The organism is Saccharopolyspora antiqui (assembly GCF_052246905.1).
Lineage (GTDB): Bacteria > Actinomycetota > Actinomycetes > Mycobacteriales > Pseudonocardiaceae > Saccharopolyspora.
The window spans coordinates 37,456-58,900 of the sequence record NZ_JBQQBO010000014.1 but is presented as its reverse complement, the minus strand read 5'-3'; the positions used below and the strand labels follow the sequence as shown (position 1 = coordinate 58,900).

At 66.7% G+C, this 21,445-nt stretch carries 24 protein-coding genes and 1 tRNA gene; 16 read left to right on the top strand and 9 right to left on the bottom strand.

The annotated features are described in order from the left end of the window. Positions 1 to 31 precede the first annotated feature (31 nt). Positions 32 to 1,300, bottom strand: a complete 1,269-nt coding sequence (locus ACTWQN_RS21985; protein ID WP_443205414.1) for a hypothetical protein — start codon at positions 1,298 to 1,300, stop codon at positions 32 to 34. 224 nt (positions 1,301 to 1,524) lie between these two features. Here ACTWQN_RS21985 and ACTWQN_RS21980 point away from each other — a divergent pair, with 224 nt between their 5' ends. Then, positions 1,525 to 3,255 (top strand): acyltransferase family protein, encoded by a 1,731-nt coding sequence (locus ACTWQN_RS21980; RefSeq protein ID WP_443205413.1) that lies wholly within the window; start codon positions 1,525 to 1,527, stop codon positions 3,253 to 3,255. A 21-nt stretch (positions 3,256 to 3,276) separates the two neighbouring features. Further along, the gene (gene msrA, locus ACTWQN_RS21975; RefSeq protein WP_443205412.1) at positions 3,277 to 3,945 is read left to right on the top strand and encodes a peptide-methionine (S)-S-oxide reductase MsrA; all 669 of its coding nucleotides are present in this window, start codon (positions 3,277 to 3,279) and stop codon (positions 3,943 to 3,945) included. A gap of 107 nt (positions 3,946 to 4,052) precedes the next feature. Here msrA and ACTWQN_RS21970 read toward each other — a convergent pair whose 3' ends face one another. From ACTWQN_RS21970 to ACTWQN_RS21960, 3 genes are all read right to left on the bottom strand, one after another. After that, a complete protein-coding gene (locus tag ACTWQN_RS21970) occupies positions 4,053 to 4,313 on the bottom strand; it encodes a Txe/YoeB family addiction module toxin (protein WP_443205411.1) in 261 nt (86 codons plus the stop codon). Next, on the bottom strand, positions 4,310 to 4,561 hold the full coding sequence (locus tag ACTWQN_RS21965; RefSeq protein WP_443205410.1) for a type II toxin-antitoxin system Phd/YefM family antitoxin: 252 nt from the start codon (positions 4,559 to 4,561) through the stop codon (positions 4,310 to 4,312). Before ACTWQN_RS21965 ends, ACTWQN_RS21970 begins: the two co-directional genes overlap by 4 nt. 265 nt (positions 4,562 to 4,826) lie before the next feature. Beyond that, positions 4,827 to 5,429: an RICIN domain-containing protein gene (locus tag ACTWQN_RS21960; RefSeq protein ID WP_443205409.1), complete on the bottom strand. Its 603-nt coding sequence runs from the start codon at positions 5,427 to 5,429 to the stop codon at positions 4,827 to 4,829. A 523-nt stretch (positions 5,430 to 5,952) separates the two neighbouring features. Here ACTWQN_RS21960 and ACTWQN_RS21955 point away from each other — a divergent pair. Beyond that, positions 5,953 to 6,252 carry a hypothetical protein gene (locus tag ACTWQN_RS21955; protein WP_443205408.1) on the top strand — a complete coding sequence of 100 codons (300 nt, stop codon included), beginning with the start codon at positions 5,953 to 5,955 and terminating at the stop codon, positions 6,250 to 6,252. Positions 6,253 to 6,527: 275 nt separating this feature from the next. Here ACTWQN_RS21955 and ACTWQN_RS21950 read toward each other — a convergent pair whose 3' ends face one another. Both ACTWQN_RS21950 and ACTWQN_RS21945 read right to left on the bottom strand, forming a co-directional pair. Continuing rightward, complete coding sequence (locus tag ACTWQN_RS21950) at positions 6,528 to 6,761, bottom strand: hypothetical protein (protein ID WP_443205407.1); 234 nt, start codon at positions 6,759 to 6,761, stop codon at positions 6,528 to 6,530. A 196-nt stretch (positions 6,762 to 6,957) separates the two neighbouring features. After that, on the bottom strand, positions 6,958 to 7,203 hold the full coding sequence (locus ACTWQN_RS21945) for an HC3 family zinc finger protein (RefSeq protein ID WP_443205406.1): 246 nt from the start codon (positions 7,201 to 7,203) through the stop codon (positions 6,958 to 6,960). Between the two features lie 190 nt (positions 7,204 to 7,393). On the opposite strand from ACTWQN_RS21945, the gene ACTWQN_RS21940 reads away from it, so the two are divergent. Further along, complete coding sequence (locus ACTWQN_RS21940) at positions 7,394 to 8,251, top strand: helix-turn-helix domain-containing protein (RefSeq protein ID WP_443205405.1); 858 nt, start codon at positions 7,394 to 7,396, stop codon at positions 8,249 to 8,251. Next, on the top strand, positions 8,248 to 8,463 hold the full coding sequence (locus tag ACTWQN_RS21935) for a DUF397 domain-containing protein (RefSeq protein ID WP_443205404.1): 216 nt from the start codon (positions 8,248 to 8,250) through the stop codon (positions 8,461 to 8,463). Before ACTWQN_RS21940 ends, ACTWQN_RS21935 begins: the two co-directional genes overlap by 4 nt. Before the next feature lie 75 nt (positions 8,464 to 8,538). Here ACTWQN_RS21935 and ACTWQN_RS21930 read toward each other — a convergent pair whose 3' ends face one another. After that, complete coding sequence (locus tag ACTWQN_RS21930; protein WP_443205403.1) at positions 8,539 to 9,603, bottom strand: alpha-hydroxy acid oxidase; 1,065 nt, start codon at positions 9,601 to 9,603, stop codon at positions 8,539 to 8,541. Between the two features lie 344 nt (positions 9,604 to 9,947). Here ACTWQN_RS21930 and ACTWQN_RS21925 point away from each other — a divergent pair, with 344 nt between their 5' ends. Next, positions 9,948 to 10,157, top strand: a complete 210-nt coding sequence (locus ACTWQN_RS21925) for a dodecin (protein ID WP_443205402.1) — start codon at positions 9,948 to 9,950, stop codon at positions 10,155 to 10,157. Between the two features lie 202 nt (positions 10,158 to 10,359). Here ACTWQN_RS21925 and ACTWQN_RS21920 read toward each other — a convergent pair. Further along, positions 10,360 to 10,432, bottom strand: a tRNA-Gly gene (locus tag ACTWQN_RS21920). Between the two features lie 71 nt (positions 10,433 to 10,503). Further along, complete coding sequence (locus ACTWQN_RS21915) at positions 10,504 to 10,914, bottom strand: PPOX class F420-dependent oxidoreductase (RefSeq protein WP_443205401.1); 411 nt, start codon at positions 10,912 to 10,914, stop codon at positions 10,504 to 10,506. 109 nt (positions 10,915 to 11,023) lie between these two features. Here ACTWQN_RS21915 and ACTWQN_RS21910 point away from each other — a divergent pair, with 109 nt between their 5' ends. The 10 genes from ACTWQN_RS21910 to ACTWQN_RS21865 all read left to right on the top strand — a co-directional run bounded on the left by ACTWQN_RS21910 (position 11,024) and on the right by ACTWQN_RS21865 (position 21,438). Beyond that, on the top strand, positions 11,024 to 11,611 hold the full coding sequence (locus ACTWQN_RS21910) for an RNA polymerase sigma factor (protein WP_443205400.1): 588 nt from the start codon (positions 11,024 to 11,026) through the stop codon (positions 11,609 to 11,611). A gap of 181 nt (positions 11,612 to 11,792) precedes the next feature. Continuing rightward, on the top strand, positions 11,793 to 12,230 hold the full coding sequence (locus tag ACTWQN_RS21905; RefSeq protein ID WP_443205399.1) for a DUF983 domain-containing protein: 438 nt from the start codon (positions 11,793 to 11,795) through the stop codon (positions 12,228 to 12,230). A gap of 107 nt (positions 12,231 to 12,337) precedes the next feature. After that, positions 12,338 to 13,189: an Fpg/Nei family DNA glycosylase gene (locus ACTWQN_RS21900; RefSeq protein WP_443205398.1), complete on the top strand. Its 852-nt coding sequence runs from the start codon at positions 12,338 to 12,340 to the stop codon at positions 13,187 to 13,189. A 159-nt stretch (positions 13,190 to 13,348) separates the two neighbouring features. After that, positions 13,349 to 14,611, top strand: coding sequence for a GAF domain-containing sensor histidine kinase (locus ACTWQN_RS21895; RefSeq protein ID WP_443205536.1), 1,263 nt, complete (start codon positions 13,349 to 13,351; stop codon positions 14,609 to 14,611). A 9-nt stretch (positions 14,612 to 14,620) separates the two neighbouring features. Then, the gene (locus ACTWQN_RS21890; protein ID WP_443205397.1) at positions 14,621 to 15,526 is read left to right on the top strand and encodes a S49 family peptidase; all 906 of its coding nucleotides are present in this window, start codon (positions 14,621 to 14,623) and stop codon (positions 15,524 to 15,526) included. Positions 15,527 to 16,124: 598 nt separating this feature from the next. Beyond that, the gene (locus ACTWQN_RS21885) at positions 16,125 to 16,955 is read left to right on the top strand and encodes a LytR/AlgR family response regulator transcription factor (RefSeq protein ID WP_443205396.1); all 831 of its coding nucleotides are present in this window, start codon (positions 16,125 to 16,127) and stop codon (positions 16,953 to 16,955) included. Between the two features lie 16 nt (positions 16,956 to 16,971). Then, the gene (locus tag ACTWQN_RS21880; RefSeq protein WP_443205395.1) at positions 16,972 to 17,379 is read left to right on the top strand and encodes a hypothetical protein; all 408 of its coding nucleotides are present in this window, start codon (positions 16,972 to 16,974) and stop codon (positions 17,377 to 17,379) included. 46 nt (positions 17,380 to 17,425) lie between these two features. After that, positions 17,426 to 19,168 (top strand): sodium/solute symporter, encoded by a 1,743-nt coding sequence (locus ACTWQN_RS21875; protein WP_443205394.1) that lies wholly within the window; start codon positions 17,426 to 17,428, stop codon positions 19,166 to 19,168. 306 nt (positions 19,169 to 19,474) lie between these two features. Then, the gene (locus tag ACTWQN_RS21870; protein WP_443205393.1) at positions 19,475 to 19,825 is read left to right on the top strand and encodes a DUF485 domain-containing protein; all 351 of its coding nucleotides are present in this window, start codon (positions 19,475 to 19,477) and stop codon (positions 19,823 to 19,825) included. Beyond that, positions 19,822 to 21,438 carry a monocarboxylic acid transporter gene (locus tag ACTWQN_RS21865; protein WP_443205392.1) on the top strand — a complete coding sequence of 539 codons (1,617 nt, stop codon included), beginning with the start codon at positions 19,822 to 19,824 and terminating at the stop codon, positions 21,436 to 21,438. Before ACTWQN_RS21870 ends, ACTWQN_RS21865 begins: the two co-directional genes overlap by 4 nt. Positions 21,439 to 21,445: the final 7 nt, after the last annotated feature.

The following is a 21,445-nucleotide window of genomic DNA, read 5'->3' as shown; positions in this document are numbered from 1 at the left end:
TGCCCTTCAGTCTTGACTCGAACGTGCGGGGTCAGTCGCGGACCGTTGGCGGGGCGTGGTTGATCTGCTGGTCCAGCAGCGCCTTGAACGCCTGCTGGGCGGCCTGCTTCTGGTCCGAGGTCGCGCTGACGTCGATGATGACCGCCCAGTTGTGCGTGACGTAGGCGGTGCGGAACGTGCCGCCGGTGTTGACCACCCGGACCCCCTGGTACGACAGGCTGTCCACAGTGGATAGTCCTTGCTGGGCGTCCAGGTAGCTGTCCACCACGTTCTTGGCGGCGTTCTGGTCGGGCATCCGCAGCGCGAGCAGCGTGGACTTCGGCGTGACGCCGTCGGTGCCGTTGAACCAGCCGTCGATCAGGCCGCCCTGGATCGCGGTGTCCAGCACGTCCTTCGGCTGCAGCAGGCCGCCCTTGGAGCTCTGCAGGCTGGGCACGTCCAATGCCCCGGTCCACGGGTGCGCCGAGCCGGGCACCAGGACCAGGGCGTCCTTCGAGCTCTCCGGCGGGTTCGGGCTCGCGGGCGGCGGCGCGGGCAGCTGCTGGGTCGGTGCCGCGCTCGGCGGTGCCGAGGCGGTCGAGTCGCTGGGCGCGTCGGTGCCGCCGCTGGTGAAGTAGAAGATCCCGGCGACGATCAGGGCGACCACCAGCACACCACCGATGGACAGTCCGGCGATCAGCTTGCCCTTGCCGGACTTGCCCGCGCTGTCGAACACCTCCGGACCCTGGCGCATCCACGAAGCGTCGCCGTGCTCCGGCGTCCCGGGCAGGTCGTCGCCCCACGGCGTACCGGTGCTTTCGGCGGCGCCCCAACCCTGCTGCGGTCCCCACTGCGGTGGGCCCCACTGCGGCTGCTGGCCGACGTTGACCACCTGGGTGCTCTCCGAGTCGCTGCGCTGCGGCGCGGCTCCGGCGAGCGGGTTGGGCACGATCTGGGTGGCTTCTTCCGGCGCGCCGCCCTGCTGGGGTTGCGGCGGTTGTTGCTGCGGCGTGCTCTGGGCGGCGTCTCCCCAGCTGAACGCTGGCGGGAACGGGTTGGCTTGCTGCTGCGGGAATCCACCGGAGGGAGTGCCCGGCTGTTGCTGCGGGAAGCCACCGGACGGTGTGCCCGATGGCTGCTGCGGGAAGCCGCCCGACGGCGTGCCCGGCTGCTGCTGCGGAAAGTCACCGGACGGCGGCCCGGCTTGTCCGCTCTGAGCTCGGCCGAGCACCGCGTCACGCCGTTGGCGGTACTCCTCGGCCGAAATCCGCCCCGCCGCTAGTTCGGCGTCGAGGTTCTGCAGCTCGTCTTGCCAGGTCACCGAATGCGCCCTTTCCGGATTTCGGGAACGCCCCCAATTGCGATCGACCGCCATTCTGGCACCCAGCAGTGGGTGCCGGGTGCACCGGCCGGATAACGATCCGACTTGCGGACTGGTCGGACTGGGCCGCCAGGAGGTAATAGGTCCACAACCATTGAGACCCGAGCTAGGCTACGCAGCGTTGACTTCTCCGGTCGGGGACATGACTTGATGGGGTGATCTGGGTGGGTGACGCGCGGGTCGTCCACACCCGCCCGGAGTGGTTCGCGGAGCCGCACCACGGGTTCGCCTGGATCCGGATGATCGGTGCCGTTCTGGTCATCTACGGTCACAGCTCGCCGCTGGCCGGATCGGGCGACCTGTTCCCGTCGGACTGGGCGCTGCAGCCGGACGAGGGCGTCCTGATGGGCTTCTTCGCGATGAGCGGCTTCCAGATCACCGAGAGCTGGATCCGGGACCCGCATCCCGCCAGGTTCGCCGCGAAGCGGGTGCTGCGGTTGTGGCCGCCCATGCTCACCGTCTCGCTGGGCATGGCGCTGCTCGTCGGACCGCTGGTGACGACGTTGCCGGTCGGCGAGTACTTCGCCGCCCACGGCACGTGGGCCTACATCATCAACAACGCCGGACTGCTCAGCCTCAAACACGAGCTGCCCGGTGTGTTCGTGCACAACCCGTGGCCGAACGCGGTGAACGGGTCGCTGTGGACGCTGCCGATGGAGCTGCTCGCCTACGGCGGCCTCTACGCGTTGCTGCTGCTTGGCGCCGGAAAGTACCGGTACCGCTGGCTCGCGGTGATCGGCCTGGTCGGGCTGGTCGTGTGGGACCGGTATCTGGAGCAGCTGCCCGGCGGGGAGTCGGCGGGCTCGTTCCTCAGCGTGCCGGTCGAGTCGCTGGTGGCGTTCCTGGTCGCCTTCGCGTTCGGCGTCGTGCTCAACCTGTACCGGATACCGCTTTCCCCGCTGGCGGCGATCACCGGGATCGTGGTGCTGGTGCTGATGCCCAACAGCGTCACCGCGTCGTTCTGGATGACTTTCGTGGTCAGCTACGCGGTGGTGGTGGCCGGGCACTTCTGGCCGTCCCGGCTGGAGGTGCCGGGGGTCTGGGTCAATGGCAGCTACGGCGTGTACGTGTGGGGTTTCCCGATCCAGCAGCTGCTGGCGATGGGCGGGATCCACAACCAGTGGCTGATGCTGGTCTGCGCGGCACCGCTGGCCTACTTCGTCGGCACGCTGTCGTGGAAGTTCATCGAAGAGCCGACCATGAAGCTGCGGCACTACTTCACCCCGGCCCAGAAGAAGGAACCCGAACCGGCCGAGGAAGACCTCGATGAGCTGGACGACCTCGCCGATCCGGACGAGGACGCCGCGGATGAACCGGACGAGCCGGACGATACCGAGGACGACGAGCCGGACGAGGTCGAGCCGGAGCGCGAGGCGACCACGATGCGCCGCCCGCTGCCCCGGCCACCAGCCCCGAGCCGAAACGGTGTCGCGCCACCGGAAGCGCCGACCAGGATGACCCCCCTCCCGCCCGAACACACCCGTCCGGCCGGGCCGCGCCCGCCCCAGCGCACCGGGACACCGCCGAATGGCACACCGGTCAACGGCAATCGGGTCAATCGCGTCGAGGTCAACGGCGCCGCCCAACCGAATTCGCCCGATCGGCCAGGCGCCCGGATCAACGGCCTGCCGATGAACGGGCCCCCGGCACCGCTGGACCGCCCGTACGCGCGCCCCCGCCGCCTGGCCGATCGCCCACCGGCGCCGCCGTCGGACGAATCGGTGCTGGCCAAGCGGCTCTCCGGTGACTTGGACGCCCCGCAGGCCCCGCCCGCGCGACCAGGGCCACCACTCCGCCGCGCCGGTGGTCGGCACGCCCGACCCGAGCCGCCGCCGGAGCCGGAGGAGGAAACCCGCCCGGTCCGGCCGTATCCCAAGCGGCAAGATCGCCCGTGAACGCCGCGTACCCTGGGATGCATGGCGCTTTTCGGTGACAAGATGAGCCTGATCGATCCGGCCGATGCGTTGCCGGGCCGTGCCACCCCGCTGCCGGTGGCGGAGTGGCACGCGGTGTTCTCCGATCGCCGGATCGTGCCGCCGTTCCCGGCGGGCTACGCCACCGCGGTGGTCGGCATGGGGTGCTTCTGGGGTGCGGAGCGAACCTTCTGGCGCACCGACGGGGTGTGGACGACAGCGGTCGGCTACGCCGGTGGTTTCACGCCGAACCCGACGTACGAAGAGGTGTGCACCGGTCGAACCGGCCACGCCGAGGCGGTCCTGGTGGTCTTCGACCCGGCCGCGATCAGCTACCAGCAGGTCCTGAAGGTCTTCTGGGAGAACCACGACCCGACCCAGGGCATGCGCCAGGGCAACGACTTCGGCACCCAGTACCGCTCGGCGATCTACTACGCGGACGACCAGCAGAAGGCCGAAGCCGAAGCCAGCCGGGCCGCCTTCCAGAAAGCCCTGACCGCAGCGGGCCTCGGCGAGATCACAACGGAAGTGGCACCCCTGCGCGACTTCTACTACGCGGAGACCTACCACCAGCAGTACCTCTCCGATGCCAAGAACCCCAACGGCTACTGCGGCCTCGACGGCACGGGCGTCTCCTGCCCAATCGGATTGGGTGTTGACGCCGCTGAGTAAGGCCGGGTCAAGCGCTTTCGCTTACGCGGTGCTTCCGTCAACCGCAAGATGGACACGACCTTGTGCCTGCTCGATTCGACTTCGGCGCGGCGCTCACGCCGCACCTGCTATCTCTCGTAGTGGTAGCGGCAGGCCGCGATTCGTATCTCGTCACCAGCGATCTTGTAGACCAATCGGTGCTCGTCAGTGATTCGACGTGACCAGTAGCCTTGAAACCCGTGCTTCAGCGCCTCAGGCTTTCCGATGCCGTCGTTGCCGTTGCGGCTGATGTCTTTGATGAGCGCGTTGATGCGCTTCAGGACTTTTCGGTCTTCGGTCTGCCACCAGATGTAGTCGTCCCCGGCGAGCTCATCCCAGATCAGTTTCATTCGGCGAGCTCGCGTTGGGCACCGCCACCGGATTCCAGCCGCTCGATAGCGGTGATCAGACGCCGTGCGTTCGCTGGACTGCGCAGCAGGTAGGCGGTCTCCTTGAGGGACTGGTAGTCGTCCAATGAGACCATCACGACCGGCTCGTGCCCAGCGCGGGTGATCACGATTTCTTCGCGATCATTGACTACCGAGTCCAGGGTCTCGGCGTACTTCGCCCGTGATTCCGAGTAGCTCATCGTCTTCATCGGACACCTCCCTACGTACAAATTGTTGTACGTATCGGGGGTGGTGGGCGCAACCAGTCGCGACGGGGTGATGGGCCACATGTGCACTCGGCGGCACCGCAGCCTCCTGCTCGATGGGCCTCGACGTTCGCGGCCACGGCTGAGCAGCGTTTGCTACGCGGCTTGTGATCGGATTTCTGCGCCAGGCCCGGAGGGTGGGAGCAGCGCGATCGCCCTGCCCGGGGGTGGGCAGGGCGATCGGAGATGCCGGTTCTGCGCTCGCGGATCAGTGTTCGATGCGCCAGACCTGTTCGGCGGAGTTGTCCCTGTCCCGCAGCACCAGGTCGGACGGGTTGGCCGCCGCGATCTGCGGAACCAGCGCCAGGTGCGGGCGCCAAGCGGGCAGGATCTGCACGTCGTCCCGGCCGCCGTACTTCGCGTCGGGGAGGATCCACTGCTGTTCGCCGGAGCCCTGGCTGCACGTCACCTGCCAGATCCGGACGTCGTTGAGGACCGGCGACGGCTGCAGGCACCGGTTGCTCTTCACGTTGCGGATCGTGTAGGTGCGGAAACTGGCCCCATCCATGAACTGCGTGCCCGCCCGGGAGATTGCCCACTCGTGGGTGCTGAGGGAATCCCCTTCCCAGATGCGGACCGGATAGTCGGCCGTGGTGACCCAATCCGCGGGCACCATCCGCTTCCTGGTCTGCTCATGCCGGATGGTGGCGCGCTCGGTGCCGTTCCAGTCGACCCAGTCCCGCGCGGCGACGGCCGTTGCGCCGTCAGGCGCGACTGCGGGGTGCCCCGGCGCGGCCGAGGCCGTTGTCCCGACCAAGGCGAGAAAGCCGGTGAGAACGGTCGCGGCGGCCAATGTCGTGCGTGTCGTCATGCGCCATTTGCGCATCGTGCCTCCTGCTTGGTTGGCGGATCAGGGGAGATCCGACGACAAAATCATGCGAGATCCATTCCGCAGGGGCTGACTTCGAAGAACACGCTTCACCGGTTCGGATTCCCACTTAAAGCGCGTCGAGTGACGAACACATCCCAATCGAGGGTAGAAACTCAAGCCCCACCAGCTCCAACCACCAAGAGCAGGTGTTTCTGCCGTGGAGGCTTGCATTCGTAGTTGCTGGGGGTGCGGCAGTTGGTGGTGAACCGGCCCCGGCTGGTCATCGACTCCCTTGAACAAGGGTGAAGTGCTGGACTGTTGATGTCCGGCCGCGTTCGCGGGTCGTGTTGCAGTTGGTGGCGACCTGGTGGTCGCCGGTGGCTCTGCCCGGAGTCAGGGGTGGGGTTTCTTCGTGCGTCGTTGTGGATAAGGCTGTGGACAGGCGCAACGCTGCAGGCCGTTGGCGGTGCTGGGGCGTGCGCTGAGGGTGCATGCTCGGTCTGTTCGGTAGCGGGAGAAGGCCATGGAAGCTCGAATCAGCACCTATGCGGGCCCGTCGGAACGTCGTGAGGAATTGCTTCACGCTCTTGGCCGGATCGCGCGTGAAATTCAGCAGCTCGATGGATTTCAGGATGCCTATGTCCTCATCGGGCGCAGCTGCGGCCAATTGATGACGATCACGGTTTGGGAGAGCGCGGAAGCCGCGCAGACCAGCAGGGCAGAGGCGAACAAGATACGCACCCAGGTTGCCCAGGAAAGCGGCCAGACGATTGAGAGCGTGGAGAACTACCAGGTCTGGCTGCACCTCAACACAGCCCGATGACCTCACGAGGGGCCAGGTTGACGGAATCGCCGTGCGTGGTGCTGGCCGCGTTCGAGCTGGAAAATCAAGGACACCTGCCGCCTGGACGGCCCGCAGTGCATGAGGGAGAACAAGGCGGAGTTGGCCGACCTGATGGCGGATCCAAAGCTGAAGTCCTCGGACCAACTAGCTCTCCTGTACGAGCAGCTGCAGAACTACGGCTGACTCCCGACGCGGGCCCGTTCGGGAGTGCTCGGCGGATTCTGCTCGGCACCGGTTGGTTCCGTTCGGGCGAGCTACTGCTCGCGGGCTCGTTGGGCTGCGGTTGCTCTCAGCCATTTTCGGGCCTGCGTTGCGAGATCTGAGATGTCGGACCAGCCTTCTTGGCGCACTTCGATCCGTCCGACCCGGTGGTCGTCTTCGTGGGTCGCGTCGACGTCGCCCGCCAGCACGTCCATGTACTGGTCGCCTCTGCCCCAGCGGAAGGTGTGGCCGCCGAGGTACAGCCATGCGCACGGCAGACGTGCCATTTCCGCTCCTGGGGGGAAAGTTGGATGTGACCGGTCGACGCACCTGTGGCGGGGGGTCCTGGGAGGGCACGTCGACCGGTCACGCGGTCCGGTGTCCGAGGTCGGGGCTCAAGCGACACCGAACCGGTCTTGGGGCTCGCGGCGGCGAGCAATTCCTAGTTCGGATCCAGCGGCTTCGGCAGCCGAAGCAGTGGCGTTACGTCGGCCACCCCTTCATCTCCTTCAGCTTCGAGTTGCAGGCCTGGCAGGTGGGCGCGTGAATCCAGTCCACTTCGGACGGAATGGCCAGTGCGAAGGTCTCGCCGCAATACCCGGCGTCCGCCAGGCCAGCTGCCAGGCGGGTACCGGGGAAGGCGTGGCGCGCGAGCCCGTAGGCGCTCGACTCGTCCGGAACCGGCAGCCAGAAGTACCGCTGCGTTGCTGTCCCTGATGTGTCGATCATCTGCGCCTCCGGCGGTGTTGCACGTGTGGTGGAACTGTTTCCGTTGCAACCTGTGAGACATATGATTGATCTTGTGGAAGTTACACGCAACTTTTTTGGAAGTAGTTCCACCGATCGAGTGTGCCTTGATGGTTGGCAGCCAGCGGCGCGCCGAGCAGACTGATCGCGATCACTCACTTCTGGAGGTGTCATGGCCGGGGTAGCCCCGACGATGGGACGGCGTCGACTGGGCGGTGTGCTGAAGGCGCTGCGTCTCAGCGCGGGGTTGAGCAACGAGCAGGCCCGACAACGTGCCGATCTGTCCACCGCGAAGCTCTCCCGGCTGGAGTCCGGCCACAACGTGGTGCTGTTGAAGGACATCCGCGCACTGCTCGACGCTTACAACGCGGACAAGGGGACGCGCGAAAAGGTGCTGAAGCTCGCCCAACTGGCCGAGCAGCACGGCTGGTGGGAGGAGTTCGATGACGTGCTGCCCGCTGACTTCGACCTCTACCTCAGCGTTGAAGAAGCAGCCGCGTCGCTCCTGGTTTTCGAAACCTCCATCATGCACGGGCTGCTGCAAACCGAGGACTACGCGAGAGCCTGGATCCGTGCCGAAGATCCAGGCACGCCGAATGCCGAGTTGGAGCGACTCGTCGGCCTGCGGATGGCGCGTCGGCAAGCTCTCGCCAGGGACGAGGAACCAATCACGCTCTGGGCTGTGCTCGATGAAGCGGTCATCCGCAGGCGCGTGGGCGGTTCCGAGGTCATGCGGGAGCAGCTCGAACACCTGCTCAGCCTCAGCGAACGTCCGAATGTCACGATCCAAGTGCTGCCATTCGGAGTTGGGGCGCATGTCGCCGCCAGCGGTTCGTTCACGGTCGTCGAGTTCGCCGAGCCGACCGATCCCGAGATCGGCTACGTGGACTGCGCGGCAGGTAACGTCTACCCCGAGAAGCCGTGGCAAGTTCGCCGGATGAAGACGCACTTTCATCACCTGACCAGCGCCGCGCTGGAACCGACGAAGTCGCTGTCGTTCATCCGCAAGGCACATAAGGAGTTGACGTGAGCCACGTTGACCGGGCGTCTGATTTAGCAATCCGGTGGCGCAAGAGCAGCCGCAGTGCCCAGGGATCGCAGTGCGTTGAGGTTGGCAGCACGGCGGAGTTCACCGCCGTGCGGGATTCGAAGGATCCGGCGGGGCCCGCGTTGTTGCTCGCGCCCCGCGCGTTCGGTGTTGTGATCGAGTCCATCAAGTCGGGTCGCTTCGACCTGGCCTGAGATCGTCGGCGGGGAGGCTTTCCTGCGGGAGTCTCCCCGCCGTTCGCGGTCTTCCTCCGAGGATCGACCTCGCGGTCAGAGTTCGTGTTGTCGGCCGTAGGTCAGGATGTGGGCTGGTAGGGCTTCGGCTTCGGTCGGGTTTGTGCAGCCGGTCATCATCAGGGTTTGGCCGAGTTCCGCAGTCATCCGGCGCAGGACACCCAGGACGCCCTGCATGCCGCCGCGGGCCAGGCCGTAGAGGACTTGGCGGCCGACCAGCACCGAGGAGGCGCCGAGCGCCAGCGCCTTCACCACATCCGAACCGGTCGTGATGCCGCTGTCGACCAGCACGTCGAAGGGACGGCCGTTCTCCGGCAGCGCGCGCCTGACCCGGGGCAACGCGAGCGCGGTCGGCAGCGCGCAATCCAATTGCCGCCCACCGTGGTTGGACACCACAACGCCAGCCGCGCCCGCCGCATGGGCCCGCTGCGCCGCCTCCGGGGCCAGGATTCCCTTGACGTAGACCGGCAACGACGTCGATTCGACGAGCTGCTCGATGTCCGCCCAACCCAGCGAAGGGTCGATCTCGGTGTTGTCGGTCATGGCCGGTCTGACGTCCCCACCGGGACTGAACTCGGCAGCCCGCTCGCGTTCACTACCGCGCCGCACCGGCGCATCCACCGTGACCACCAGTGCGGCACAACCGGCCTGCTCAGCACGATCGACCAAGTCCCGCCGCACCGCGGAGTCCCGCAACCAGTACAGCTGAAAAGCGCACTGCGCCCCGGATTTCACGATGTCCTCGACCCGAGCCGAAGCCATCGTCGACACCACCACCGGCACCCCCACCTCGGCACAAGCCGCAGCGATCTCCAGATCACCATGCGGCCAAACCAACCCGGACAACCCCATCGGAGCCACCGCGATCGGAGCCTCCGCCGCAACCCCCAACACGACCGCATGGGTAGAACTACGCGACACATCGACCGGCAACTGGTGCTCAACGAACACGCTGTCCCAAGCAAGCCGGTTGGCAACCTTCGCACTCTCCCGCGCCCCAGCAGCCCCACTCACGAAAGCCCAGGTGGGCTCGGTGAGAACAGCCCGAGCAGCAACTTCCTCAGCCTCAGCAGTCAAAGGCGCAGGTGGATTCTCGGTCATCAGCCAACCCCTCTCATCAGCCGACAAACCATGATGACCCCACCCACCCCCCACCAAAAGGTCCAATCAGCTAAACCCAACAACCAAAACGCAAAGCCCAACCAAAACCCACCAATAACGAAACCAACCACCCACAACCAAAACCCGCCAAAAACACGGCCGAAGGCCGCCCAAAACCACAACACGGCCGAAGGCCGCCCAAAACCCCACGGCCGAAGGCCGACCACCACCCAACACGGCCGAAGGCCGACCACAACCGGAACCCACCCCACACGGCCGAAGGCCGACCGACCACCACCCAACATCGTCTTGCGCCCACCCCCAATCCCCTCAACCATCAACCCATGACGGACAACGTATACCGAGTGACAGAAGTAGTCGGCTCGTCAAAAACAGGAGTAGACGACGCAATCAGAAAAGCGGTAAACCGAGCATCCCAAACCCTGAGAAATATAGATTGGTTCGAGGTAATAAACGTAAGAGGTCACGTAGAAAACAACGAACTAGCCCACTACCAAGTAACCCTGAAAATAGGATTCCGCCTGGAAGGCTAGGCGACAGCCGAAGGCTGGAGCCCACACCAAGGGTCATCCGTACGAGGGGCGCTGGTCAATGACCAGGCCGAGAAGCCCAAACCGCAAGGAGCAAAACGAAAGGTGACCACCGCACCGTAGGGGGTTTGGGGGATTCGATCCCCCAAAAAATGACGAGGGGACAAGGTCCACGCCCTCCGTGGACACAAGTCCCCCATCCCCGAGCGGATGACGGGACTCGAACCCGCGACCCTCACCTTGGCAAGGTGATGCGCTACCAGCTGCGCTACATCCGCATCTTCAGTGCCCTGCCGGGCTGTTGGGGACTACTTTAACGCATCGTTTCAACCTTGCTGGCCTGGGGGCGTCATCGGGTGGGGGAGTCGACGGCGCGGGTGAGGGTCAGGCGCAGCAGGACGCGGTGTTCTTCCTGCATGGCTTTGCGGTATGCGGCCCAGTCTTCGTGTTCGCCGGAGATGCTGCGGTAGTACTCCTCCAGGAGCGGTAGTGCGGTGGGGAGGTCGACGATCTCGACGTCGCCTTCGACTTGGATCCAGTGGCCGAAGAACTGGTCGGGTAGGACACACAGCCAGGCGCGGGGGTGGCGGCGCAGGTTGCGGACTTTGGCGGAGCCAGCGACAGTGCTGACGGTGATGTGTCCGGCGCTGTCCGTGGTGGCCAGCACCGGTGTCATCTGGGGTGTGCCGTCGGCGCGCAGGGTGCTGAGCACTGCGCGGTGCTGTTTGCCGATCACTTCGCGGGCTTCGTCGAGATCCACTGCGACCTCCGTGTTGTGCCTGGTACCACCGTGCCTCGGGCACGCCAACGGTAGCGATTTCGCCGGTCTCGCGATATTCGTCGTGCCGGTCTGGGGGGAGATCATGGGGATGATCGATGATGTCGGGGTGGGTCCGCCGCCGGATGACCGGGCGCTGCTGGCGCGGTTGCGGGCGGGTGATGATCTCGCTTATGGCGATCTGTACCGGCGGCATGCGCCTTTGGTGCGGCGGTTCGCGTTGAGCAGGCCGCGGCCGGGGATCGACGTGGATGATGTGGTCGCCGAGGTGTTCTTGCGCACGTTGCGCGCGGTGCGCGCCGGGCATGGGCCGAGGGAGACGATCCGCCCCTATTTGTTGACGGTGGTGCGGCGGGTTTTGGGGGAGTGGTCGGCGGCTCGTCGGGATGAGCCGATGAATGCCGATGAGCTCGGTGAGCACGCGCCGCGGCAGCGTGATCATCAGTTCGTGCAGGCGGAGGGCGAGTTGTTGGCGCGCGCGTTCGACCGGTTGCCCGCGCGGTGGCGGGAGGTTTTGTGGCGCACCGAGGTGGAGGGGCACCGCCCGGCGAGCATCGCTGACCAGCTGGGGCTGACGCCGAATGCGACGGCGGTGTTGGCGCATCGCGCGCGGCGTGGGCTTCGGGAGGCGTACCAGCAGGCTTCGGAGTTGCCGGTGCGGTGTTTGCGTCGCGCTTGAGTTCGCGTTCGGGGTTGGCCGCAACGCCACGCATGATCGACAATGGGTTCGTTCGGCATGACTATCACCCGTCGGGCCCATGACGCGCGCGGTACGGTTGCTTCACGCTCGGTGACCGACGGGATTCGAGTGGCGAGGCGATGTTCCGAGGCGACCAGCCCGGGTGGGCGGGGAGGCGACGATGAACCGGGTGGTGCGGGGCTCCGACGGCCGGGAGTGGACCATCAAGGCGAGCCTGGAGTGGTCCAACCCGATCGCGGCGGATGAGTTCGAACACGACGTCAACGGGGGTCCGGCACCGGCCATCTTGATGGGTGGGGCGTTGTTGTTCCTGGTCGTGATGTTCGTGGTGTGGACGCCCGCCGGGGTGATCGTGCCGAGCTGGTTGATCTTGCTGCTGGTGATCGCCGTGCTGTTCTTCCCGGTCCGCTGGGTTTTGCGGCGGCCGTGGACGATCACGGCGGCGACGCCTGGTGATCAGGATGAGAACCCGCCGGAGACCTGGGTGGGCGTGGTTCGCGGTTTCCTCAGCGTCCGCCAGGAGATGTCCGTGGTGGCGCGGCACATCGAGCTGTACGCGGAGCCGGACATGAACGGCAGCCTCCAACCGGTGGAGTAGCCCGATCAGGGCGAGGTGAAGGGCACCTTTTACCAACTAAGTTGGCGAAAGGTGCCCTTCACCTCTGAAGTGCGCGCGGGTTGTTGCTGGTGGGGCACACTGGTGTGGTGCCGGAACTTCCCGAGGTGGAGGCGTTGGCCCAGCACCTCCGCGATCACGCCGTGGGCCGGACCGTTGTTCGTGTCGATGTCGCTTCGATGAGCGTGTTGAAGACCGCCAGCCCGCCGTGGACGCAGCTGCACGGTCGCACGGTCACCGACGCGGTTCGGCACGGCAAGTACCTCGATCTCGACTGCGACGGGCTGCACCTGGTCTGCCACTTGGCGCGGGCCGGTTGGATGCGCTGGTCGGACAACCTCTCGCCGGTTCCGCCGAAGCCGGGCAGGGGGCCGATCGCGCTCCGGGTGAACCTGGGTGGGGTGGGTTTCGACCTGACCGAGGCCGGTACCCAGAAGAAGCTCGCGGCGTGGGTGGTCGCCGCACCCGAGGAGGTGCCGGGGATCGCGAAGCTGGGTCCGGATGCGTTGAGCCTGGACGTGGCCGGGCTGACCGCGGTTCTGGCGGGTCGGACGGAGCGGCTGAAGACGCTGCTCACCGATCAGTCCGCGCTGGCCGGGATCGGCAACGCCTATTCCGACGAGATCCTGCATGCCGCGAAGCTGTCGCCGTTCGCGACCGCGGGCAAGCTCGACGCCGCCGCGATCGAGCTGCTGCACGCCAGCTCGCAGAAAATCTTGCGGGACGCGGTGTGGCGTTCGCTGAAGCAGGACGCGGCGCGGCTGAAGGCGGAGAAGCGCTCGGGGATGCGGGTGCACGGACGCACCGGGCTGCCGTGTCCGGTGTGCGGTGACACGGTGCGGGAAGTGTCCTTCGCGGACCGGTCGATGCAGTACTGCCCGACTTGTCAGACCGGTGGGAAGCAGCTGGCGGATCGTCGGATGTCCCGGCTGCTGAAGTAGTTGTCCACAGGCTGTGGACAATTCGCCCAGTTGCGCAGTGGCCCATACTCGCTGGTTGAACCACTTTCTTCCGCTGAACGGAAGAGTTGGGTACCGCTCACCGACGGAAAGCGTGCACTGAGCGTAGCTGCCTTGATTCCAAGCGTGTCGGTCGTGAAGATTGATGTTGTGCCCGAGTTGTTGACTGAGCGGACGGTTCTGACCACGCTCGCCGCACTTGCCGTGCTCGGCATGTTCGTGCTGCTGTGCCGGGCGCGTCGGGTGAGCACCTCGGTGGAGGACGCCACCCTGGCGGCCCTGCACCGGGTGACGAGCGCGGCCCCCTTCCTGCGAGCGGGGCTGAACCAGGAATCCGCCGACGAGACCGCCCCGCACCTGCGGGAGCTGCTGGCCTGCGTCGCCGTCGGGATCGTCGACGCCGACGGCACCCTGCTGAGCTGGGACGGCGAGGCCAACCACCACTACGCGGACCTGCGCACCAAGATCGAGCAGGTGCTGCGCACCGGCAAGCGCGAGTTCCTCGACCACGGCGATGTGACCTGCGATCACCGGCCCTGCCCGATGCGCCACGCGGTGGTGGTGCCGCTGGAGGTCGAGGGCGAGAACCGGGGCGCGCTGGCCATCATCGCCGGTGGTGACCGCAAGCGGCTGCTGCGCGGCGCCGCCGAGGTCGCGCACCACGTGTCCACCCAGCTCGAACTGGCCGAACTGCAGGAGTCCAAGGAGCGGCTGGCCAAGGCCGAGGTGCGCGCGCTGCGGGCGCAGATCTCGCCGCACTTCATCTACAACGCGCTGAACACCATCGGCTCGCTGATCCGCACCGACCCGGAGCACGCGCGGGACCTGCTGCAGGAGTTCGCCGATTTCACCCGCTACTCGTTCCGCACCAGCGGGCTCTACACCACGCTGGCCGACGAGATCCGCAACATCGACCGCTACCTCACGCTGGAGAGCGCCCGCTTCGGTCCGGACCGGCTGAACGTGCAGCTCAAGATCGCCCCGGAGGTGCTGCCGGTGGTGGTGCCGTTCCTGGCTCTGCAACCGCTGGTGGAAAACGCCGTCCGGCACGGCCTGGCGAACAAGCCCGGCGGCGGGACCGTGTCGGTGATCGCCGAGGACAACGGCACCGAGGCGTTGATCAGCGTGGACGACGACGGCGTCGGGATGGATCCGGAGCTGCTCGACGCGGAGCTGGCCAACGCGCACCTGACCGGCGCGCACGTGGGGCTGGGCAACATCAACAACCGGATGCGGGCCACCTTCGGCAACGACTACGGCTTGGTCGTGGAGACCGAGAAGGGCGCCGGGATGAAGGTCATCATGCGGGTGCCGAAGTTCGCGCCGGGGGTGCGGCCGGTGCCGCCGCAGGCGATCGACGAGCCGGGCATCGGATTGGCGGCCGGGCCGCAGCTGAGCCGGTAACGTCGAGGTATGGACGAGAAGGCGCCGCAGAAGTTCACCGACCTCCTGACCGAGAAGCTGTCCGCGAAGTTGCCGGGCAAGCTCGCCGAACGCGCCGAGCGCGGGCCGGTGGTCGCCGTCGTCAAGCTGCACGGCGTCATCACGCCCACCCCGTCGCCGATGAGCCGCCCGACGATTTCGCTGCAGACCGTGGAATCCGCGCTGACCCGGGCGTTCGGGCACGACCGGCTCAAGGCCGTGGTGCTGTCGATCAACTCGCCGGGCGGGGCGGCGACCCAGTCGGCGTTGGTGGCGGACCGGATTCGAGGTCTGGCCGAGGAGAAGCAGGTGCCGGTGCTGGCGTTCTGCGAGGACGTCGCGGCCTCCGGCGGGTATTGGCTGGCCTGCGCCGCCGACGAGATCTACGCGCACCCGACTTCGCTGGTCGGTTCGGTCGGCGTGGTCAGCACGAGCTTCGGGCTCACCGGCTTGTTGGAGAAGCTCGGTGTGGAGCGCCGGGTGCACACCGCCGGTGCGCACAAGGTGCGGCTCGATCCGTTCCGCCCGGAGAAGGACGAGGACGTGCAGTGGTTGCGCGGGTTGCAGGACGAACTGCACGAGCAGTTCCGCGACTGGGTGCGCAAGCGCCGGGGCGGCAAGCTGACCGGTTCGGACGACGACGTGTTCTCCGGTGAGGTGTGGACCGGGGTGAAGGCCGACGAACTGGGCTTGGTCGACGGGTTGGGCACCTTGCGGGATGTCGTGAAGAAGAAGTTCCCGGACGCCCACCTGGTGACCGTGGAGCCGCGCAAGGCGTTGCTGGCCCGGCTGGGCATGGCGTCGTCGGTTCGCCTCGGCCGAGGTGGCGCGGACTCGGTGCTGTCCGCCGTGGAGGCGCTGGAGCACCGAGCCATGTGGAACCGCTTCGGCCTCTGAGCCTGTTTCCAGACTCGGTTTGCGGCGGGTGGCCCCCTGTGGGAGTTGCTGTCGCCGTCTCGACGCCGCCGACGTTGGGGGCCGACGTTGGGGGCCGACATCGGGTACGTCCGATGCACCAGGTCGGGGCAGGTCTCGCGGAGAACGCAGAACCCGCCGCGCGAGTGGGCTGGGCGGCTGCGCCGCCCCAAAGGCAAATCCCACTTCAGAGACAGGCTTTGCAGCCCCGAAGCACTCACGGGACTTGACCAGACGGAACCAGCTTGTGGCAAAACCTGTGCGTGGCAAGCGAACGTGTTGTTCAGGGACGAACGAACGCAGGGTAATCAGCATGATCGCGCTGTGTAGGTAGTCGCATTATTGGATCACTCGTTCGGCCGCAGTTGATCGGCTGAACGGGCGAAAATTGGCTCCGCTGAGCGGAATTCGGCGTTGCCTACCCCCTGGTGTCCAGCGCGCTCTGTTAGCAACTAGCTTTGTTGGCAGGCGTGACTGACCTCACTCGTCGGCTGGTGCGGTGCGATGCCGCTTCAGTGGGTGGGAGCCGACTTTTGATCATGGACAGTGCGCCACCGGCGCGGCAGGATATGGCGTTGCAGTGAGTACACGAGAGAATCCAGCGGGTCTCGTCGTTCTGGCCGTCGATGACGAGATGGCCGGGCTGGACGAGATGAAGTACCTGCTCGGCAACAATCCTCGGGTTGGGCGGGTGCTGACCGCGTTCGACGCGGCCGAAGCGCTGCGCCTGCTGCGCAGCGACGACCCCGAGCTGCTCGGCCGCCGCGACCAAGATGAGTCCATTGTGGACGCCGTGTTCGCGGACGTGTCGATGCCGGGGCTCAGCGGGATGGAGCTGGCCAGGGTGCTCACCGCGTTCCGCAACCCGCCCGCTCTGGTGTTCATCACCGGACACGAGGAGAACGCGCTGGAGGCCTTCGAGGTGGGCGCGTTGGACTACATCATGAAACCGGCCAACGCCGAGCGGGTGGACCGCGCGCTGCGGACGGTCGAGAAGAACAAGCTCCAGGCGGCCAAGGGCCCCCGCGCGCTGGAAGCCGCCGCGCCGGACGACGACGAGGTCATCCCGGTGGAACTCGCGGGAACCACCAAGATGATCCCGCGCAAGAACGTGCGCTGGGTCGAGGCGCAGGGCGACTACGCGCGACTGCACACCACCGACGGCTCGCACCTGGTGCGAATTCCGTTGGCACAGCTGGAAGAACGCTGGGCAGAGGCGGGGTTCCTGCGCATCCACCGGTCGTTCCTGGTGTCGTTGTCGCTGGTCACCGAGCTGCGCATGTCGTCGTCCGGGTATTCGGTGGTGCTCGGCGGCGGACCGCCCCAGGAACTGCCGGTCAGCCGACGGCACACCCGCGAGCTCAAGGATCGGCTGGTCCGGGCGCCGCGGCAGGGCTGGGGCCCGCAGTGAAACCCGGCTCGCCGGGATGAGCCCGGACCACGGCTTCGACATCCGCGGACGACTCGGGGATTCCACACCTCGACCGCGCCGCAAGCGGGTGGTGCTCGCCGATCGCCGCACCCGGCAGGTCGCGCGCACCATCATGGAGTTGGAGGAGCAGACCAGCGTCGGCGAAGTGCTGGTCCGCCACCTAGTGAAGGTGCAGCTGCGCAGCGCGCTGTTGCTGACCGGGGTGGTGGCGGTCGTGCTGCTGGGGCTGCCCGCGCTTTTCTGGGCGGTGCCGTCGATCGGGGATGTGCAGCTGTTCGGCATCCGGCTGCCGTGGTTGCTGCTCGGTGTGCTGGCGTATCCCTTCCTGGTGGTGATCGGGTACCTGTGCACCCGCAGCGCCGAACGGCACGAGCGCGATTTCATCCACATGGTGGAGCAGTAGCGCGCATGATCGACGACGGTTGTCCACACCTAGGCGGCACGGTGCGATGGATGCATTCTCTTGGCCTCTCTTAGGGGCGGTACTGATCGTCGCGGTGACCTTCTGCATCGGGATCTGGGGTTCCCGTTCGGCGCGCGCCACTTCCGACTTCTCCGCCGCGCGACAACTGGTGCGCGAGGAGCACAACGCCGCCGCCATTTCCGGTGAGTACCTCTCGGCGGCGTCGTTCCTGGGCATCGCCGGTCTGGTGCTCAAGGACGGCGTGGACGCGCTGTGGTACCCGATCGGCTTCGTCGCGGGCTATTTGGCGCTGATGCTGTTCGTGGCCGCCCCGATGCGCCGATCCGGGGCGTACACGCTGCCGGACTTCGCCGAGGCACGGCTGGATTCGTTGCGGTTGCGCTCGCTGTGCACCGCGCTGGTGGTGCTGATCGGCTGGTTGTACCTGGTGCCGCAGTTGCAGGCCGCTGGCCTGGGCCTGTCGTCCATCATCGGAAGTCCTTACTGGGTGGGCGTTTTCGCGATCGCGGTGATCGTGCTGACCAGTGTGGCGACCGGCGCGTTGCGCGCCGTCACCCTGGTGCAGGCCTTCCAGTACTGGGTGAAGCTGTTCGCGATCATGGTGCCCGCGTTCGCGTTGTTCATGGTGTTCTTCACGAGTTCGCCGCACCAGGCGCTCGACGAGCCGGCGCCGCCGGTCTTCCCGCAGGAGACGACGGTGTACATCGACGCCGATGTGCGGCTGCAGGTCAGCGAGCCGGTGTGGCTGGCCGACGGTGCCGGGACCGTCTACCTGCAGCCCGGCGAGTATTCGATGGCCGCCGGTACCGAGCTGCGATTCCCGGCGGGCGCCGCGGCTCCGGTGGTCGCGGGCGCCGAGGCGGACAACGCCGGTTGGCTGCGACCGCAGAACGACGGGATCTCCGGCCTGCTCGAAACGTACTCGGTGATCGTCGCGACCTTCCTGGGCGCGATGGGCCTGCCGCACGTGCTGGCCCGCTTCTACACCAACCCGAGCGGCCACGGCGCGCGCCGCACCACGCTCTACGTGCTGGCGATGCTCGGCGCGTTCTACCTCTTCCCGACCATCTTCGGCTTGCTCTCCCGGCTCTACGTGCCGCAGCTGCTGGTCAGCGGTGAGACCGACGCGGCGGTCGTGCTGCTGCCGCAAGCGATGCTGGGCAACTGGGCGGGTGGGTTGCTCGCGGCGATCACCGCGTCCGGGGCCTTCGCCGCGTTCGTGTCGACCTCGTCGGGTCTGGTGGTGAGCGTGGCCGGGGTGCTGTCGTCGAGGGAGGTGGTGCGCGGCCGGACGCTCGACTTCCGGTTGGCCGCCCTGGCGGCCTGCCTGGTGCCGACGCTGCTCGCGCTGCCCGCCGACAACCACGACCTCGCGCGCAGCGTGGGGTTGGCGTTCGCGATGGCCGCCTCGACGTTCAGCCCGGTGCTGGTGCTCGGGATCTGGTGGCGCGGACTCACCGCGGCCGGGGCCGCCAGCGGCATGGTGGTCGGCGGCAGCCTGGTGCTGGCCGCGGTGGTGTGGACCCAGTTCGCCGAGTACTCCGACACGTGGTGGGCGACGCTGGCCAGGCAACCTGCGCTGGTCACGGTGCCGATCGCGTTCGCGGTGACCTATGCGGTCAGCCGGGCCACCCGCGCCCGGATCCCGGCTGGGGTGGGGCGGGTGATGTTGCGGCTGCACGCGCCTGACCGGCTCGGTTTCTTCGACGATCGGCTCACCGCGGGGGCCGTCGAGCAGCCACCGAGCGGCGGTCGCCATCAACGCTGAGTGCGGTCACGCAATGCCCGCACTGGGCCGTTCGGTCTAATTTTTATCAAAATTAAACTACTTTGTGTCCAAATTGGTGCAAACCAATTGTGAATCAATAGGCCAACCAGGTGGAAAACTTCCGAACGGGAGCAATTCGGTTCATCCGGATGGGCTTGACAGCTTCACTCGATCGTTAGATTGCGTACGTCTAACGGGCCTTCACAGCGGACTCCGAACTACGTAGCGTTCCCGCGTTGAATTGATCAGCAGGCTCCCGCACCGGCGGCATCCGGCGGCGGAGCCTTTTCTCGTGGGAGGAACACCTTGAGCGCCACGGACCAAAACGGGTCCGGGTCCGGTATTGACGCCGAAACCTGGGCCGCTGCCCAAAGCAGCCCCGAATTCGCCACGCTGCGACGCAAACTGCGCACCTTCGTCTTCCCGGTCTCGGCATTGTTCCTGGCCTGGTACCTGGTCTACGTGCTGCTCGCCGACTACGCCCATGGCTTCATGAGCATCAAGCTGGTCGGCAACATCAACGTGGGTCTCGTGCTGGGTCTGCTGCAGTTCGTGTCCACTTTCGCCATCACCACCTGGTACGTGTGGTACGCGAACAAGAACCTCGACCCGATCGCCGAGGAGATCCGGGACGACGTCGAGGGAGGCAAGAAGTGATCGCCGCACTACCCCCGCTCGCTCAGAGCGACACCGCTGACCACAGCGTGCTGAACATCAGCATCTTCGGGCTGTTCGTCGTGGTCACCCTGGTCATCGTGTTCCGGGCCAGCCGGAACACCAAGACCGCCTCGGATTACTACGCGGCCGGCCACGCTTTCACCGGCCCGCAGAACGGCGTCGCCATCGCCGGTGACTACCTGTCGGCCGCGTCGTTCCTCGGCATCGCCGGTGCCATCGCGGTCTACGGCTACGACGGCTTCCTGTACTCGATCGGCTTCCTGGTCGCCTGGCTGGTGGCCCTGCTGCTGGTCGCCGAGCTGTTGCGCAACACCGGCCGGTACACGATGGGCGACGTGCTCAGCTTCCGGATGAAGGAACGTCCGGTGCGCACCGCCGCGTCGATCTCCACGTTGGCCGTGACGTTCTTCTACCTGCTGGCGCAGATGGCCGGTGCCGGTGGCCTGATCGCGCTGCTGCTGGGCATCACCAACAAGGCCGGGCAAGCTGCGGTGATCGCCGTCGTCGGCGCGTTGATGATCCTGTACGTGCTGGTCGGCGGCATGCGCGGCACCACGTGGGTGCAGATCATCAAGGCTGCGCTGTTGATCGCCGGTGCCTTCGTGATGACCGTCTGGGTGCTCGGCCTGTACGGCTTCAACCTGTCCGGGCTGCTCGGCGCGGCCGCCGACTCCGCGGGCGAAAGCGTGCTCAACCCGGGCGCGCAGTACGGCAAGACCGCCACCACCAGGCTCGACTTCGTGTCGCTGGGCATCGCGCTGGTGCTCGGTACCGCGGGTCTGCCGCACGTGCTGATGCGCTTCTACACCGTGCCCACCGCCAAGGAAGCTCGTCGCTCGGTGGTCTGGGCGATCTGGCTGATCGGCCTGTTCTACCTGTTCACGCTGGTGCTGGGCTACGGCGCGGGCGCACTGGTCGGGCCGGATGCGATCAAGGCCGCGCCCGGCGGGGTGAACTCCGCCGCGCCGCTGCTGGCGCTGCAGATCGGTGGTCCGCTGCTGCTCGGCTTCATCTCCGCGGTCGCGTTCGCGACGATTCTGGCGGTCGTCGCCGGTCTGACCATCACCGCGTCCGCCTCGTTCGCGCACGACATCTACGCGAACGTGATCAAGAAGGGCGAGGTCGACGACAAGGCCCAGGAGGTCCGGGTCGCCCGGATCACCGCGGTGGTCATCGGCATCGTGTCGATCTTGGGCGGCATCGCCGCCAACGGCCAGAACGTGGCGTTCCTGGTGGCGCTGGCGTTCGCGGTCGCCGCCTCGGCGAACCTGCCGACGCTGCTGTACTCGCTGTTCTGGAAGCGGTTCAACACAGGCGGCGCGCTGTGGAGCATCTACGGCGGTCTGGCGGTCACGATCGTGCTGATCGTGTTCTCGCCGGCCGTTTCCGGTGCCTCCGACGCGATGTTCCCGTCGCTGGACTTCGCGCTGTTCCCGCTGAAGAACCCGGGCCTGGTGTCCATCCCGCTGTCGTTCCTGCTCGGCTACCTCGGCTCGGTGCTGAGCAAGGACACGACCAACGGCGAGAAGTACGCCGAGATGGAGGTCCGGTCGCTGACCGGTGCCGGTTCGGAGAAGGCGATCTCGCACTGAGCTCGTC

Coding starts and splice junctions, on each gene's coding strand:
- msrA (WP_443205412.1), top strand. CDS start 3,277: ATGGCGCTTTTCGGTGACAAGATGAGCCTGATCGATCCGGCCGATGCG.
- ACTWQN_RS21970 (WP_443205411.1), bottom strand. CDS start 4,313: ATGAAACTGATCTGGGATGAGCTCGCCGGGGACGACTACATCTGGTGG.
- ACTWQN_RS21965 (WP_443205410.1), bottom strand. CDS start 4,561: ATGAAGACGATGAGCTACTCGGAATCACGGGCGAAGTACGCCGAGACC.
- ACTWQN_RS21960 (WP_443205409.1), bottom strand. CDS start 5,429: ATGACGACACGCACGACATTGGCCGCCGCGACCGTTCTCACCGGCTTT.
- ACTWQN_RS21955 (WP_443205408.1), top strand. CDS start 5,953: ATGGAAGCTCGAATCAGCACCTATGCGGGCCCGTCGGAACGTCGTGAG.
- ACTWQN_RS21950 (WP_443205407.1), bottom strand. CDS start 6,761: ATGGCACGTCTGCCGTGCGCATGGCTGTACCTCGGCGGCCACACCTTC.
- ACTWQN_RS21945 (WP_443205406.1), bottom strand. CDS start 7,203: ATGATCGACACATCAGGGACAGCAACGCAGCGGTACTTCTGGCTGCCG.
- ACTWQN_RS21940 (WP_443205405.1), top strand. CDS start 7,394: ATGGCCGGGGTAGCCCCGACGATGGGACGGCGTCGACTGGGCGGTGTG.
- ACTWQN_RS21930 (WP_443205403.1), bottom strand. CDS start 9,603: ATGACCGAGAATCCACCTGCGCCTTTGACTGCTGAGGCTGAGGAAGTT.
- ACTWQN_RS21925 (WP_443205402.1), top strand. CDS start 9,948: ATGACGGACAACGTATACCGAGTGACAGAAGTAGTCGGCTCGTCAAAA.
- ACTWQN_RS21910 (WP_443205400.1), top strand. CDS start 11,024: ATGATCGATGATGTCGGGGTGGGTCCGCCGCCGGATGACCGGGCGCTG.
- ACTWQN_RS21905 (WP_443205399.1), top strand. CDS start 11,793: ATGAACCGGGTGGTGCGGGGCTCCGACGGCCGGGAGTGGACCATCAAG.
- ACTWQN_RS21890 (WP_443205397.1), top strand. CDS start 14,621: ATGGACGAGAAGGCGCCGCAGAAGTTCACCGACCTCCTGACCGAGAAG.
- ACTWQN_RS21880 (WP_443205395.1), top strand. CDS start 16,972: ATGAGCCCGGACCACGGCTTCGACATCCGCGGACGACTCGGGGATTCC.
- ACTWQN_RS21875 (WP_443205394.1), top strand. CDS start 17,426: ATGGATGCATTCTCTTGGCCTCTCTTAGGGGCGGTACTGATCGTCGCG.